Below are 13,810 nucleotides of genomic sequence, written 5' to 3'. Positions count from 1 at the left end.
CGACTAGCCCAGCACCTCCAGCACCAGCTCCATCGTCATCAGCACGGGATTGTCGCCACGGATCAGACGGCCTTCTGCAACGCCGCCAGTGTAGTCGATCAGCGCGACATCGAGCGCAGCTTCCAGCGCGCCGGACGTGCCGGGCGCGATTGTTCCTGCTGTGATCGCCAGCTCCGTCGCAAACGGCTCGGTCACGCCGCCATGGGTGAAGCGCGCGCCGATGGTCGAGCCGACGCCGCCATGAATCTTCGCGCGGGCAATGCCGTGCGCGCGGCAGAACACTTCGACGCACCCAGCAAAATCCTGGTTCGGGCGCAGGCGGAGCGCGAAGGCGCGGCTCGTCGTGCGCGCGCCGTTGCTCGCAGCCGCGACCGGCCCGAACAGCTTGAAATTGGTCTCGGGATCAGGCTCGGCGGTGAATATCGCCCCGTCGATGCCGAAGGCCTCGACCTCGAACGCCTCAGCAACGACGGTCTCGTCCGGCAGCATGTGGCCCCCGCTGGTCTTGCCGTCGGCCTCGGTCCACAGCCCGTGGCAATGAAAGAACGGCGCACCGTCGCGCGTGCCGAGCGTCATGCTGCCGAGCCTTGGGCGCGTCACGCCGTCGGGCCGGAACGTGTCGCTGTAGAACGCCGCGTTTTCGCCGGTCTTCGACAGCGCCGGCATGACATAGGCGAACGGCCCCAACGCGCCGCGGCGAAAGTTCAGCACGCCGCCGGCAAAGCTCTCCGCGGCAAAGCCGCGCCGCGCGGCCTCCAGCAGCGGCAGACCGGCTTCAAGCGTGAAGGCAAAGGCGCGCCCCCTCGCCTCCACCCATTGGATGCGTTCCGGAGGTGGCGGGCCCGGCTGCTTGATGCTCCGCATCTGATGCGCTCAGCCCGTCTTCTTGTCGAGGTCGAGCAGCCCGCGCACCTCGAGCTCGTCGCGCACCATGCGCTTCGGCACCTTGCCGTAGCCGGATTTCGGCAGCGCATCCCAGAAGAAGAAGCGCTTCGGCATCTTGTAGCGCGGCACTTTCGGCGACAGGAACGCCGCCATCTCCGCTTCGCTCACCGCCTTCGCGCCTTCACGAACGACGCAGACAGCGACACCGACCTCGCCCCAGGTCGCGTCGGGCACGCCGAGCACGGCCACTTCGCCCACCGCGGGATGGGTCAGGATCTTCTCCTCGATCTCACGCGGATAGATATTGGAGCCGCCGGAGATGTACATGTCGGAGGCACGTCCCGTGATGTACACAAAGCCCTCCTCGTCCATGTGGCCGAGGTCGCCGGTGCGGAACCAGCCGTTGCGGAACGCCTTCGCATTGGCTTCGGGGTTGTCGTAATAGCCGGCGAACACCGCAGGCCCGATCACGCAGATCTCGCCGCTCTGGTTGGCCTTGAGCTCGCGGCCCTCGTCGTCCTGAATCGAGACCTGCATGCCGGTGCGCTCGAAGCCGCAGCTGCCGATCTTGGCGTGCGGGCCGTCCTCCGGATCGTGCAACGCCGCCGGCAGCACGGTGATGTTGCCGGTGACTTCGCCAAGGCCAAAATACTGCACGATGACCTTGCCGAGCTTCTTCAGCGCCGCCTTCTGGTCCTCGCGATACATCGGCGCGCCCGCATAGATGACGTAGCGCAGCGAGGAATGGTCGTATTTATCGGCGGCGGGATGCTCGACCATCATCTTCAGGATGGTGGGCACGGTGAAGAGATTGCTGACACGATGCGCCTCGATCAGGCGGAACGCCTCGTTGATGTCGAATTTCTCGGTCGGCAGCAGCACAGTGCGCGCGCCGCGCGCGGTCTGCATCAATTGGTGCACGCCGGCGCCGTGCGACAACGGCGCCACCACCAGCGAGGCATCCTGCTCGGTCGTCCCGGGCGTCAGATCGGCGAGGTGATTGGGGACGACGAAGCCCATCTGGCCGTGGGTCAGCACCGCCGCCTTGGAGCGTCCGGTGGTGCCGGAGGTGAAAAAGAACCAGCAGGGATCGTCGTGCTCGACCGCGACATTCGCGACGTTCGCGCCGGCCTGCGAGGCGATGGCATCGGCGACCGAGCGCTCGCCGAACGCGGCCTTGCCGTCGATGCTCCAGGTGAATTCGATTGCGCCGCCCTTCACGGCCGCGGCGTGCTCGGGGAAATCGACGTGACACAGAAACGCCTTTGCGCCGGAGGCTTGCGCGAGATAACTGACCTCATCCGGCATCAGACGGAAATTGGTGGGCACCCAGACCGCACCGAGCCGGAACGCGGCGAACATCGAAAAGAACATCTCGTCGCCATTCTTGGAATGGACGAGGATGCGGTCCCCCTTGGCAATGCCTCGCGCGGCGAGCGCCGTGGCCAGGGCCGAGACCTGCGCATCGATCTCGCGCCAGGTCCAGGATTTTTCACCCCAGACGAAACCAGGACGCGCACCATGCCGCCGCGCATTCTGGGTCAGCATATAGGCGAGATTCATGACGCGGCGGGACATGCGCAGGGGCTGCATCGGGCTTCCTCTTCGGCGACGGGCGGCACGCGAGCCGTCCGTTCATTGCAGCCCATTTATCGCCAACGCCGGCGGCCCTGCAAGGCCGGCTGCCGCGGACCTGCCCTACGGCTGCTTGAATGCAAATGGCGTCGCCGTGATGGTCCTGGTCTTCCAGCAGGCCTGCGCACCAAAGCCGCCGCAGAAGCTGCCATGCAGATCGAAGCGGATGGTGCGCGCGGCGCCGCGCTTTACCGGTGGGGCCATGACCTTGTAGCGGAGGACGTAGCCGTCGAACACCTCGCGCACGCTGCCGTCCGGCAGCGTCACCAGGATCTTCATGATGCAGCCACCGGTTCCGCAATAGGTCGTCTCGCGATCGCCGCATTTAGTGTCCTGGAAATCGACGATGTAGTCCTCGCGACCATCGCCGGTCAGGTCGATCTTGCGCACGGTGTTCGGCGCGAAGGTCACCGCGCCACCCTCCTGGCTCTCGCATTCCTCATTGGCGTAGCGCAGCGCCTTCTGCACACCTGGCGGATAGTCGGCCGGATTGAACGGCTTTGCGTCGTCGGCGCGCGCAGCCGAGGCGAACAGAGCGAGCATGAGGATGAGATAGCGCATGCGCGTTTGTCGCCAGCGGAGCAATTATCGTTCAGGGAATTTTAAACATGATCGGCGCAACGTTCATCGATTGTCGCGTACAGAGTGCCCCATCATGGTCAAAGCGCCCGCCCTCCTCCTGTTGTCGCTGGCGCTCGCCGGATGTGCCGCTTCTCCGCAAGCGCATCTTGCGTCCGATCCCGCCTTCAAGCCTGCGCGCTATGCCTGGGATGGCGCCGGCAAGGATCCCAATCGGCCGCTCGCCGCCTCACAGCCAACCCGGACTGCCGCCCGCTCCGAGCGCAACAGGGCGCAAGTCGAGGCGCAGGACGGCATCGATGCCGAACAGGACGCCAGGGTGAACCGATCCCTGGTCATCTGCCAGGGCTGCCTTCGCCCGCCGCCACAGGCCGAAGAGTCCAGGCTGGCCAAAGCGACCGATTGAACCGAACGGCTTCGGATCGGAAACCGCCGGCCGGACCGCGCGTTACGATCTCGTGCGCGGGGGCCGGCAGCTGCAAGGCAACGATATGAGCGACGTCATCAACAACAAGGACCATCACCGCTATGAGCTCGAGGTGGAGGGTCACCTTGCGACCGAGCACTACAGGCTCGACGGCGATGTCATCACCTTCGAGCATACCGACGTGCCGAAGGAGCTTGGCGGCAAGGGCATCGGCTCGAAGCTGGTGCAAGGCGCGCTCGACCAGGTCCGAGCGAACGGATTGAAGCTGATCCCGCAATGCCCGTTCGTGAAGGCATGGATCGACAAGCACCCGGACTATGCGGATCTCGTGACACGGTGAGTGCACAGGCCCGCCGCCAGTGGCTGGCGGGCCCGTCGTTGACTTACGGCCCTATTGTCCGTGCTTGAGCAAGTCCTGGTCGTTCATGTCCCAGTCCTGCCACAGCTGGAGAACGCCGAGCAGCACCACCACCGCACCAAGGCTCGTGTGATAGATGCGGAGGAAGCCCTCGCCTGAATAGCCGAGCGCGTATGGCGAGGCGATGAGCCACAGTCCGACCAGGATCGTCGTCACCTCTTGCCAGCGCTGCAAAGCGACGTATTCGAGCTGGCTGATGCCAAACACGACCAGGCCGATCGCAACCGTGTTCAGGATCGCCGTCTGGTGACCGGCGATCGCCTGATCCTGGATCGGAAACCACGGCGAGGCCACGATCACCGCACCCAGCAGCATCCCGCACCAGTCTTCCCACGTTCGATGAGTATTAAAGAAACCAGAGTCCGACATCGTACCCTCCCTGCAAAAGAGGCATACGTCTGCGGCTGGCGATCATGACACTCCGAATGTCTAGCGACCCTGCCGGCCGCATTCGGGCGTATGTCCTTTCCAGGACGTGGGAACCGAAGTGCGGCTTGCAAGAGCGGCATCAGGGATTTTTTTTGCGGGTCGCGGGACCGTGCTCGCGGCGCGCCAAGTCCATACTGCAATGCGGTGACGGCGGCGCGCATTTGCAGATATCTCCTCTGCGCCGATCTCCCTTGGTCTCATCTTGGCAAGGGCCGTGTCAGGCTCCTAGATCAGGAAGCAATCTGCAGCTTGGAAGGATCCCGCATGGCGGCTTCGGTACGCGACAACAAGGACAGGAGGCGCTTCGAGCTCGATGTCGGCAACGACATGGCCTTCGCCAATTACCGGCTGACGCCATCGGCCGTGATCATCACCCACACCGAAACGCCGCGCGCGCTGCGCGGGCGCGGCATCGGCTCCGAGCTGGTCAAGGGCGCGCTCGAGCTGATCCGGCGCGACGGCAAGAAGGTGATCGCCGGCTGCGGCTTCGTCGTCGACTATCTCGACCGGCATCCGGAGGATGCGGATCTGGTCGCCTGAACGCAAAAGGGCCCGCGCGATCGCGGGCCCTTACGGCACGACCGACGCCGGGTCAGTGCTTGATCTCAGGCGGCAGCTTGCCGCCATTGGCGGCAAGCTTGGACATCACCTGCTTGTGCAGCCAGACGTTCATGCTGGCGGAGTCGTTCATGTCCCCGCTATAGCCGAGCTCCTTGGCGAGGTCCTTGCGCGCGGCCAGGCTGGAATCGATGTCGAGTGCCTTCATGAGGTCGACGATCGAGGTACGCCATTCCAGCTTCTCGCCCTTGTGCGCGGCGACGGCCTTGTCGACGATGGCAGCGACGTCGACGGCCGCCATGGGCGCTGATGCCGGCGCCGATGCGCCCGGCGCGGTCCCAGCGGGGGCACTGCCCGGCGCTGCGCCACCGGCCGGCGCGGCGGAAGCCGGCTGGCTGCCGAAGATCGCGCTCATGATTTTCCCGAAAATGCTCATGTCTGCTTCCCCGAAAAGGATCCATTGGAAGGGCCTTGAGTGGCCCCTTATAGACGAAGTCACTGCGTTGCGCCCGCGGAGTTCTGCGAACCACCAGGCAGCATGAGCTTATCTGCGGCGAAATGACGACCGAATGACATCATCGAGGTTGCACTGCGGCATCGAATTTCACCCAGGCGTGAGGGACAGGACTCGGAATTGGGAGTAGCCTTTACATTCAACTCGCGATCCCGTCCGGAATTCGCGTCTGGTTGGAATCGCGAAACTCAGAGAAGAGCGGCCGCTTGCGCCGTTTGCCGGCGCCGAGTGCGGCTGCCCGGCAAGGGAGCTAGCGACCATGGCGACACTCTATCAGGGCAATGTACCCACGATGGCCCAGCCCGCGGATGCGGCTGGACCTGTGATCCGAACCATCCAACTGTCTGATCTGCACGAGGCGCTCCGGCGCGGCTGGGAGGATTTCAAGGCGGTTCCGAGCCACGCCATCATCCTTTGCGTCATCTATCCCGTGCTGGGCCTCGTGCTCGCCCGCGTGGTGATGGGCTATTCCATATTGCCGCTGCTGTTTCCGCTGGCCGCGGGCTTCGCCCTGATCGGCCCGTTCGCAGCCCTCGGCCTCTACGAACTCTCCAGCCGACGTGAACGCTACGAGGAGGCCAGCGCCTGGGATGCCATGGAGGTGCTGCGCTCGCCTTCGTTCGGTGCGATGCTCGGTCTCGGCACGTTGCTGCTCGCCCTGTTCGTCACCTGGGTGGCAACCGCACAAGCGATTTACGTCGCGGCGTTCGGCTACGAGGGCGTCACCGGATTCTCGGATTTCATCAGGCGCGTGCTGACGACGCAGCAAGGCTGGTGGCTGATCGTGGTGGGCTGCGGCACCGGCTTCCTGTTCGCGCTCGCCGCACTCTGTCTCAGTGCCGTGTCGTTCCCCTTGATGCTGGACCGCCATGCCGGTGCGTTCGAGGCGATGAGCACTTCGCTGCGCGTGGTCGCGAGAAACCCGGTGCCGATGGCGGCCTGGGGCCTGATCGTGGCGGTGCTGCTCGCGCTCGGCACGATCCCGGCCTTCCTCGGCCTTGCCGTTGTGGTCCCCCTGCTTGGGCACGCCACGTGGCACCTCTATCGCAAGGTGATCGTGTCGGATCCGGGCGCACGCCCTGTGCCGCCTCCGCCGCATCGGCCGCGCAAGCCGGCCGCCGACTTCCCGGCAAACCTCTTCCCGTGGCGGAATCGGACGGACGCCTGACAATCTCGTGACGTGCGGCCCTGCCCCGTTTCGGACAGGGCCGCACGCCTTGCTTTGGCCGCGGTTACAGCCGAGATTATGCTGCCGGTCAGATCAATTCACGGAAATCCATTTCATCTGATGACTCCGACGATTTCTCGTCTTGCTCTCGCAGCCTTCATCGTCTCCGCGTCCCTTCTCTCAGTCCGGCCAGCGCCCGCCGCGGTTGCCTGCGGCTCGGGCAATTTCGACGCCTGGCTGGCTGATTTCAAAACCGACGCTGCGGCGAAAGGCATCTCGCAGCAGGCCATCACCGCCGGGCTTGCCGGCGTCACGCTCGATCCGAGCGTGGTCAACCGCGACCGCTCGCAAAAGGTCTTCACCCAGACCTTCGAGGAGTTCTCCGGCCGCATGGTGCCGCCGCGCTTGGAGCGCGGCGCCAACAGGATGAAGCAATACGGCTCGGTGCTGTCGCGCATCGAGCAGGCCTATGGCGTGCCCGGCGAGGTCCTGGTCGCGATCTGGGGTCTGGAGACCGATTTCGGCGTCAACACGGGCAAGTTCGCAACGATCCGCTCGCTTGCAACGCTCGCTTACGATTGCCGTCGCTCCGAGCAGTTTCGCGCCGAGCTGCTGGATGCGCTGCGCATCGTCCAGCGCGGCGATCTTGCGCCTGCCGACATGAAAGGCGCCTGGGCCGGCGAGCTCGGCCAGACCCAGTTCATGCCGTCATCCTGGATGAAATATGCCGTCGACTTCGACGGCAACGGCAAGCGCGATCTGCTGCATAACGCGCCCGACGTGCTCGCCTCCACCGCCAATTATCTGGCCGGCTATGGCTGGCAGAAGGGCAAGGATTGGCAGCCGGGCAGTCCGAACTTTGAGGTGCTCAAGCAGTGGAACAAGAGCGAGGTCTACTCCAAGACCGTCGCCTATTTTGCCGCCCAGCTCGCACGCGCTCCCTGAAACAACACGCGACAAAATGCATGGGCCGATCGCGAGCGACCGGCCCTCGCTTGGGTGCGTTTACTTGCCCATGGTGGCGAGCATTGCCTTGTTCAGATGCGCGCCGCACGCACCCATCTTGCCGTTGAGCAGGGAGTCCTGAGCCGCAGCGATCTCCTTCTGCGCGACAAATTTGCTGTCACCGTCGGCCATGTTTTCGATCGCCGTCTCAGTTTTCTCCAGATTGGCCCCGCTGCAGCCGCCCATGGCGTGCTTGGCGGCCTGGGCCGGCGCGACGGCGAGTGCAACAGCGGCGACTGCGATAACCCCGAGTAACTTCGTCATGATGTTACTTTCCTTCTCTTGTTCTTGGGCCAGAACCGGCGACATTGCCGGAATCTGCGACATGACTTTCCTCCGGTTGCGGCAACTTGCCGCAATAAATTCCCCGCGAGATTTGCGTGATGCTGCGCGCCGCGCAGAGCCGCATGCGAAATTTCTGATTTTCATTACAACTTCGTAATGGAGGCCCTAACGCATCGCGTGTGTACACGGCACCAACTGCGCAACAGAGAGCCTCAGGATCAATGGCGATCCAATTTCGGCCTCTCGACACATGAATATAGATTCACTTTTTCTCCGAGCAGATCATGCGATTCGCGCATGCGAGACTTGGGCCCAGACGCTATCCCATCCTGTTGCGGATCACTGGAACGCGACATACTTCGACCCCCGTCGGCACCGCAAATCCAAACATAAGCCCGTGATTTCACGGACGTTTGCTGCGAAAACCGATCGCTGCCGCCCAGCTGTTGGGCGGGAGTGCCAAGAGGTTAATCGCTTCTTACCGGTGCTATGCGCTCTTCGCTTAGCTGCATCGCAACATCGGAACTTTCGCACTGCACCACTCTCACCTATATTCATTTCAACGATGAGGCTCGAAGCAAGAGCTGAATCGAACTACAGGAGACTACCAATGCTGCTCTCGCTCATCCGCATGATCCAGGCCTTCCGGGACTATCAGCGTAATGTTGCCGAGTTGTCCCAGCTCAGCGACCGCGAACTGGCCGACATCGGCCTCGATCGCTCGGACATCCCGCGCGTTGCCGCCGGTCAGTACCAGGGCTGATATCGTTCAGCCCTTCACCGGAACGGACCGATAGCGCCCGCCTCGTGCGGGCGTTGTCGTTTCTGATGGCAGAAAACTCGATCTCGGCGATTCCACTCTCCGCCGAAAAGCGCTACCTGTCCGCCCCATGACAGGACCCCAATCCAACATCGTGCACGTGATCGGTGCCGGCCTCGCCGGTTCCGAAGCCGCCTGGCAGGTTGCGAAGTCCGGCGTGCCCGTGGCGCTGCACGAGATGCGGCCGACCCGCATGACCGAGGCGCACCGCACCGACGGGCTCGCCGAGCTCGTCTGCTCCAACTCGTTTCGCTCGGATGACGCCGCCAACAACGCCGTCGGCTTGCTGCATGCGGAAATGCGGCGGCTCGACTCGCTGATCATGCGCGCCGCCGATGCCAACCAGGTGCCCGCCGGCGGCGCACTCGCAGTCGATCGCGACGGCTTCTCCGCTGCCGTCACCAAGGCGCTCAACGACCATCCCCTGATCGAGATCGCCCGTGGCGAGGTTTCAGGCCTGCCGCCGGCCGAGTGGAGCAATGTCATCGTTGCCACCGGCCCCCTCACCTCCGCGCCACTGGCTGATGCCATCCGCGAGCTCACGGATGAGAGCGCGCTAGCCTTCTTCGACGCGATCGCGCCGATCGTGCACCGCGAATCCATCGACATGTCGGTGGCCTGGTTCCAGTCGCGCTACGACAAGGTCGGCCCCGGCGGCAACGGCGCCGACTACATCAACTGCCCGATGACCAAGGAGCAGTATGACGGCTTCGTCGCCGCGCTCATCGCCGGCGAGAAGACCGAGTTCAAGGAGTGGGAGACCAACACGCCCTATTTCGACGGCTGCCTGCCGATCGAGGTGATGGCGGAGCGCGGCCCCGAGACGCTGCGCCACGGTCCGATGAAGCCGGTCGGCCTCACCAATCCGCACGATCCCACGACCAAGGCCTACGCAATCGTGCAGCTGCGCCAGGACAACAAGCTCGGCACGCTCTACAACATCGTCGGGTTCCAGACGAAGCTGAAATACGGCGAGCAACAACGCATCTTCCGCACCATTCCGGGGCTGGAGAACGCCGAATTCGCCCGCCTCGGCGGCCTGCATCGCAACACCTTCCTGAACTCGCCAAAGCTGCTCGACGGCCAGTTGCGCCTGCGTGCGCAGCCGCGGCTGCGTTTCGCCGGCCAGATGACCGGCTGCGAGGGCTATGTGGAATCCGCCAGCGTCGGCTTGATCGCCGGTCTCTACGCAGCCGCGGACGCACGTGGCGAGGCGCTTGTCAGCCCGCCGGGCACGACCGCGCTCGGGTCACTGCTCGGCCACATCACTGGCGGCCATATCGAGACCATCGAGCCGGGCACGCGCTCGTTCCAGCCGATGAACATCAATTTCGGCCTATTCCCGCCGCTCGCGACCGTGCCGACCAAGAAGCCCGACGGCACACGGCTGCGCGGCAACGAGAAGACGGTGGCCAAGAAGCAGGCGCTGAGCGCACGGGCGCTCGCCGATCTCGATCGCTGGATCGCCGATCACCTGCGCATTGCCGCCGCCGCGTGAGTTTGCGATGAGCCTGCCCAAAGACGACGCCGCAGAGCTGTCGGCGCGCTGGACCGAAGGCGTGCTGCTCAAGCGCGACGTGTTCTCGACCGTCGAGCGCGGCCGCTTCCGCAGCGAGAGCGGCGAGATCGATGCGGTATTGCGCCGGCTGGACGAGGTGCCCTGGTGGTCGTTCCTGCTGGCACGCCACCTGTTCGCCCGCGAGAAGCATGCCCTGGTGCGCGCCAAAGGCCTCGACGTCGGTCCCGAACTGCTATGGGCAGGGCGCCGCGCTCTGGTGCGCGGCTTCGTCGACGGCGTCGCGCTGCATCTGGCAAAGCCCCATGGCGATCTCGCCTATTTCCGCTCGGCCAAGGCCGCACTGCGCCGGCTGCGCCGCGCCGGCATCTGCCACAACGATCTCGCCAAGGAGCAGAACTGGCTGGTCGGCCGCGACGGCCGCGCCTATGTGACCGACTTCCAGCTCGCCGCGTGCTTCAAGCGCCGCGGCCGGCTCTATCGCATCCTCGCCTATGAAGATCTCCGGCATCTGCTCAAGCACAAGCGCTCCTACGCGCCGGAGGCGCTGACGCCGCGCGAGCGAAAGATCCTGGCGAGGAAGTCGTTCGCCGCGAGCCTGTGGCTCGCCACCGGCAAGAAGGTCTATCGCGCCATCACCCGCGGCCTGTTCAATTTCACCGACCGCGAGGGCGGCGGCCGCCGGCTCGTCAACGACGCGCCGGTGCTGGCCGAGCTGATCCGCCGCAATCCCGCCGTGCGCGACGCCGCCATCGTCGCCTTTGCCGACCGCCGCTCCGGCGTCGGACTTTACGCCTTCGTCGAGGCCGATCACGCCGCGCTCGAAGGCCAGCTCCGCAGCGAGCTTGCCGCCGCCAAGGGGCCGAAGCCGCCCGAGCACATCCAGGTCGTGCACGCCCTGCCACGCAACAGCAGCGGCAAGCCGCGCACCGAGGTCTTGCAGCTGGTCGCCATGAACCAGCTCGACCTGATCGAGCCGATGATGAAGAACGAGCAGGACCGCGCCTTCCTCAAGGACATCCTGGAGCAGCGCAAGAACCTGCGCGACCGCTTCAATTTCGAAGCGAAGCTCCCAACGAGCTAAGCGGAATCTGCGCCTTGAAGCCTCCACAATGGCGACCGAGAAGCGCTTGGATCACGCAGGGCTCGCAGAGATCATGGGCGGTCGGGGGACGATGATGCATCGTGTGGTTGGCGGGATCATCGCTGGTCTTGTGCTGCTGGCGGGCGCGCCCGCGCTGGCGGACTCTCCGGCCGAGCTGATCTCCAGCTTCCGTCTCAAGCATGGTGAGGCCCGCGTCGTCCGCGACGCCACCCTCGATCGCATCGCCATGGATCAGGCCCGCGCGATGGCAGCGAAGGACGACCTCAGCCACGACGCGCTCGGCCCGTTCAATCGCCGGGTCGCACCGGCCGGTGCGGGCCGCGCCGCCGAGAACATCGCCTACGGCTACGACAATTTCGAGAAGACGCTGGGCCAGTGGATCGACTCGTCCGGGCACCGCAAGAACCTGTTGCTGCACAACGCCTCCCGCGTCGGCATTGCCAGCGCCAAGAATGCGAGTGGCAAGCGCATCTATTGGGCCATGGTCATCGCCGGCGATTACGAGCCGAAGGGCAAAGGCAAGAAAAAGGACAAGGAGCCCGTCGTTGCCGTGAAGCGCGAGGTCGCTCCGGCCAGCAAGCCAAAGCCCAGCAATTGTCACGTCAAGCTGCTCGGCCTCTGCATCTGAGGCGCGCCAGCCCATCTTGCTCGCGCGCGGCAACGCGCCTAATTCATGGGATCGCAAGAAGCGGAGGGCGTGAGTGATCGACCTCGACCGAATACGTGCCGATACCCCAGCCACCAGCCGGCTCGCCTATCTCCACAACGCCGGCGCGGCGCTCATGCCGACCCCCGTTGTCGCCGCAATGAAGCAGCATATCAACCTCGAAAGCGAGATCGGAGGCTATGCCGCCGCTGACCGCGAAGCCCCGCGGTTAGATGCGGTCTACGGCTCGGTCGCACGCCTGCTGAATGCCGCACCCGACGAGATCGCGCTCGTGGAGAATGCGACGGTTGCGTGGCAGATGGCGTTCTATTCGCTTCCGTTTCGGAAGGGCGACCGGATCCTGACCGCCGAAGCGGAATACGCGGCGAATTATGTCGCCTTCCTTCAGGTCGCCAAGCGAACCGGCGCGGTCATCGACGTGGTGCCGAGCGATGCCAGCGGTGAGCTCGACCTCCACGCGCTCGAACGGATGATCGAAAAGCGGGTGAAACTGATCGCCATCACCTGGGTTCCGACCAATGGCGGGCTGGTCAATCCGGCAGAGGCAATCGGCAGGATCGCGCGGGCGCATGGCATTCCCTATCTGCTCGACGCCTGCCAGGCGGTCGGGCAGATGACAGTTGATGTCGAAGCTATCGGCTGCGACATGTTGTCGGCCACGGGCCGCAAATTCCTGCGCGGCCCCCGCGGCACTGGCTTTCTCTACATCCGCCGCGCGCTGCTGCAGCAGCTCGAGCCGCCGATGATCGACCATTTTGCAGCGCCCTGGGTCTCGCGCGATGAATATCGGCTCCGCGACGATGCCCGCCGTTTCGAGACATGGGAGAATAATTACGCGGCCCGGCTTGGGCTGGGCGCGGCTGTCGATTATGCCCTCGAGATCGGCATCGATCGGATCGAGCAGCGCTGCCGCCCGCTCGCCGACCGCCTGCGCGGCGGCCTCGCCGCCCTTCCTGGCATCACCATTCGCGACCTCGGGCGTGCGCCGGGTGCGATCGTCAGCTTCACGATGGACGGGCACGAGGCGGAAGACATTGTCGCCAGCGCCGCTGCAGCCGGCATCACGATCGGTGCTTCGGACCCATCGAGCACGCGCATCGATGCCGAGCTTCGCTCGCTGCCGCATCTCGTGCGGGCGTCACCGCATTACTACAACACGGAAGCCGAGGTCGATCGGCTGCTCGCGCATCTGGCGGACCTGACACGATAGCAAGAGGAGGCGGCGCGACCGGGCCAACCGTGAGGTCGCTCCACCATCGCGCCGGCCTGACATCAAGCTCTTGTCGTCAAGCTCTTGTCGTCAATGCCGAGAGTTGGTCGGTATCGAAGCGGGCGCGTAAGGCGCTGATGGCTTTCGCATCCGGCGGCCCACTCGCCGTCAGCTTGGCCAGCTCCTCGAAATAATGCTCGTGTCCCGGTGGGGAGACGGTCATGACCACGCGCGCGGGCTTCTCGCTCACATTTGTGATGTTGTGAGCTACGCCCGGAGGAATGAAGAGAAAGGTCCCGGGGGTTGCGCGGACGACCTCATCCCCAACGTGCCATTCACACTCGCCTTCGAGCATGTAGAACGTCTCTTCCTGAACACGATGCACGTGCCGGCCGGTGGCGAATCCTGCCGGAACTGTCCAGTCGAACATACTGGTGTGCCTGGTGTCCTCGCCGGTCACCAGGAAGCCCATCGGTTGGCCGCGCAGCACGACCCCTTCGGTCTCGCCGGGCCTGCGGATCACGTGTTTCGCGGTCATGTATCCCTCCATCGCTTGTTGCAGCGCTCCTCACGGCTGGAGCGATAGTGA

The 13,810-nt window shown here is 64.7% G+C and carries 17 protein-coding genes; 10 read left to right on the top strand and 7 right to left on the bottom strand.

Annotation, left to right across the window (positions count from 1 at the left end; genetic code table 11):
• Positions 1–3: 3 nt before the first annotated feature.
• The 3 genes from ACNJYD_RS18585 to ACNJYD_RS18575 all read right to left on the bottom strand — a co-directional run bounded on the left by ACNJYD_RS18585 (position 4) and on the right by ACNJYD_RS18575 (position 3,081).
• Positions 4–864, bottom strand: a complete 861-nt coding sequence (locus ACNJYD_RS18585) for a PCC domain-containing protein (protein ID WP_439367356.1) — start codon at positions 862–864, stop codon at positions 4–6.
• Between the two features lie 9 nt (positions 865–873).
• Positions 874–2,478 carry an acyl-CoA synthetase gene (locus ACNJYD_RS18580; RefSeq protein ID WP_439367354.1) on the bottom strand — a complete coding sequence of 535 codons (1,605 nt, stop codon included), beginning with the start codon at positions 2,476–2,478 and terminating at the stop codon, positions 874–876.
• 105 nt (positions 2,479–2,583) lie between these two features.
• Positions 2,584–3,081: a hypothetical protein gene (locus tag ACNJYD_RS18575; protein ID WP_439367352.1), complete on the bottom strand. Its 498-nt coding sequence runs from the start codon at positions 3,079–3,081 to the stop codon at positions 2,584–2,586.
• Between the two features lie 94 nt (positions 3,082–3,175).
• Here ACNJYD_RS18575 and ACNJYD_RS18570 point away from each other — a divergent pair, with 94 nt between their 5' ends.
• Complete coding sequence (locus ACNJYD_RS18570; RefSeq protein ID WP_212257161.1) at positions 3,176–3,505, top strand: hypothetical protein; 330 nt, start codon at positions 3,176–3,178, stop codon at positions 3,503–3,505.
• 85 nt (positions 3,506–3,590) lie between these two features.
• Positions 3,591–3,866, top strand: a complete 276-nt coding sequence (locus tag ACNJYD_RS18565; protein WP_212257162.1) for a GNAT family N-acetyltransferase — start codon at positions 3,591–3,593, stop codon at positions 3,864–3,866.
• Between the two features lie 51 nt (positions 3,867–3,917).
• On the opposite strand, the gene ACNJYD_RS18560 is transcribed toward ACNJYD_RS18565, so the two are convergent.
• Positions 3,918–4,313 (bottom strand): SPW repeat domain-containing protein, encoded by a 396-nt coding sequence (locus ACNJYD_RS18560; protein WP_172783692.1) that lies wholly within the window; start codon positions 4,311–4,313, stop codon positions 3,918–3,920.
• 324 nt (positions 4,314–4,637) lie between these two features.
• On the opposite strand from ACNJYD_RS18560, the gene ACNJYD_RS18555 reads away from it, so the two are divergent.
• Complete coding sequence (locus ACNJYD_RS18555; protein ID WP_172783691.1) at positions 4,638–4,913, top strand: GNAT family N-acetyltransferase; 276 nt, start codon at positions 4,638–4,640, stop codon at positions 4,911–4,913.
• 52 nt (positions 4,914–4,965) lie between these two features.
• On the opposite strand, the gene ACNJYD_RS18550 is transcribed toward ACNJYD_RS18555, so the two are convergent.
• Positions 4,966–5,367, bottom strand: coding sequence for a DUF3597 domain-containing protein (locus ACNJYD_RS18550; protein WP_211401963.1), 402 nt, complete (start codon positions 5,365–5,367; stop codon positions 4,966–4,968).
• A gap of 337 nt (positions 5,368–5,704) precedes the next feature.
• Here ACNJYD_RS18550 and ACNJYD_RS18545 point away from each other — a divergent pair, with 337 nt between their 5' ends.
• Positions 5,705–6,613 (top strand): DUF2189 domain-containing protein, encoded by a 909-nt coding sequence (locus ACNJYD_RS18545; RefSeq protein WP_212257163.1) that lies wholly within the window; start codon positions 5,705–5,707, stop codon positions 6,611–6,613.
• A 120-nt stretch (positions 6,614–6,733) separates the two neighbouring features.
• Complete coding sequence (locus tag ACNJYD_RS18540; RefSeq protein WP_212257164.1) at positions 6,734–7,558, top strand: lytic murein transglycosylase; 825 nt, start codon at positions 6,734–6,736, stop codon at positions 7,556–7,558.
• A 60-nt stretch (positions 7,559–7,618) separates the two neighbouring features.
• Here ACNJYD_RS18540 and ACNJYD_RS18535 read toward each other — a convergent pair whose 3' ends face one another.
• Complete coding sequence (locus ACNJYD_RS18535) at positions 7,619–7,945, bottom strand: hypothetical protein (protein WP_172783687.1); 327 nt, start codon at positions 7,943–7,945, stop codon at positions 7,619–7,621.
• A 568-nt stretch (positions 7,946–8,513) separates the two neighbouring features.
• Between ACNJYD_RS18535 and ACNJYD_RS18530 the strand changes: the two genes are divergently transcribed.
• The 5 genes from ACNJYD_RS18530 to ACNJYD_RS18510 all read left to right on the top strand — a co-directional run bounded on the left by ACNJYD_RS18530 (position 8,514) and on the right by ACNJYD_RS18510 (position 13,221).
• Positions 8,514–8,666: a DUF1127 domain-containing protein gene (locus ACNJYD_RS18530; protein WP_007590701.1), complete on the top strand. Its 153-nt coding sequence runs from the start codon at positions 8,514–8,516 to the stop codon at positions 8,664–8,666.
• Positions 8,667–8,793: 127 nt separating this feature from the next.
• Complete coding sequence (trmFO, locus tag ACNJYD_RS18525) at positions 8,794–10,221, top strand: methylenetetrahydrofolate--tRNA-(uracil(54)-C(5))-methyltransferase (FADH(2)-oxidizing) TrmFO (RefSeq protein ID WP_212257165.1); 1,428 nt, start codon at positions 8,794–8,796, stop codon at positions 10,219–10,221.
• Positions 10,222–10,228: 7 nt separating this feature from the next.
• Positions 10,229–11,323 carry an AMP-binding enzyme gene (locus tag ACNJYD_RS18520; protein ID WP_172783685.1) on the top strand — a complete coding sequence of 365 codons (1,095 nt, stop codon included), beginning with the start codon at positions 10,229–10,231 and terminating at the stop codon, positions 11,321–11,323.
• Positions 11,324–11,417: 94 nt separating this feature from the next.
• The gene (locus ACNJYD_RS18515; protein WP_172783684.1) at positions 11,418–11,972 is read left to right on the top strand and encodes a CAP domain-containing protein; all 555 of its coding nucleotides are present in this window, start codon (positions 11,418–11,420) and stop codon (positions 11,970–11,972) included.
• A gap of 73 nt (positions 11,973–12,045) precedes the next feature.
• Positions 12,046–13,221 carry an aminotransferase class V-fold PLP-dependent enzyme gene (locus ACNJYD_RS18510; protein WP_212257166.1) on the top strand — a complete coding sequence of 392 codons (1,176 nt, stop codon included), beginning with the start codon at positions 12,046–12,048 and terminating at the stop codon, positions 13,219–13,221.
• Between the two features lie 76 nt (positions 13,222–13,297).
• On the opposite strand, the gene ACNJYD_RS18505 is transcribed toward ACNJYD_RS18510, so the two are convergent.
• Positions 13,298–13,759, bottom strand: a complete 462-nt coding sequence (locus ACNJYD_RS18505) for a cupin domain-containing protein (RefSeq protein WP_212257167.1) — start codon at positions 13,757–13,759, stop codon at positions 13,298–13,300.
• Positions 13,760–13,810: the final 51 nt, after the last annotated feature.

Origin of the sequence: Bradyrhizobium sp. SPXBL-02 (assembly GCF_051853065.1) — a bacterium.
In the GTDB taxonomy this organism is placed as follows: domain Bacteria; phylum Pseudomonadota; class Alphaproteobacteria; order Rhizobiales; family Xanthobacteraceae; genus Bradyrhizobium.
This window is presented reverse-complemented; position numbering and strand designations above follow the sequence as displayed.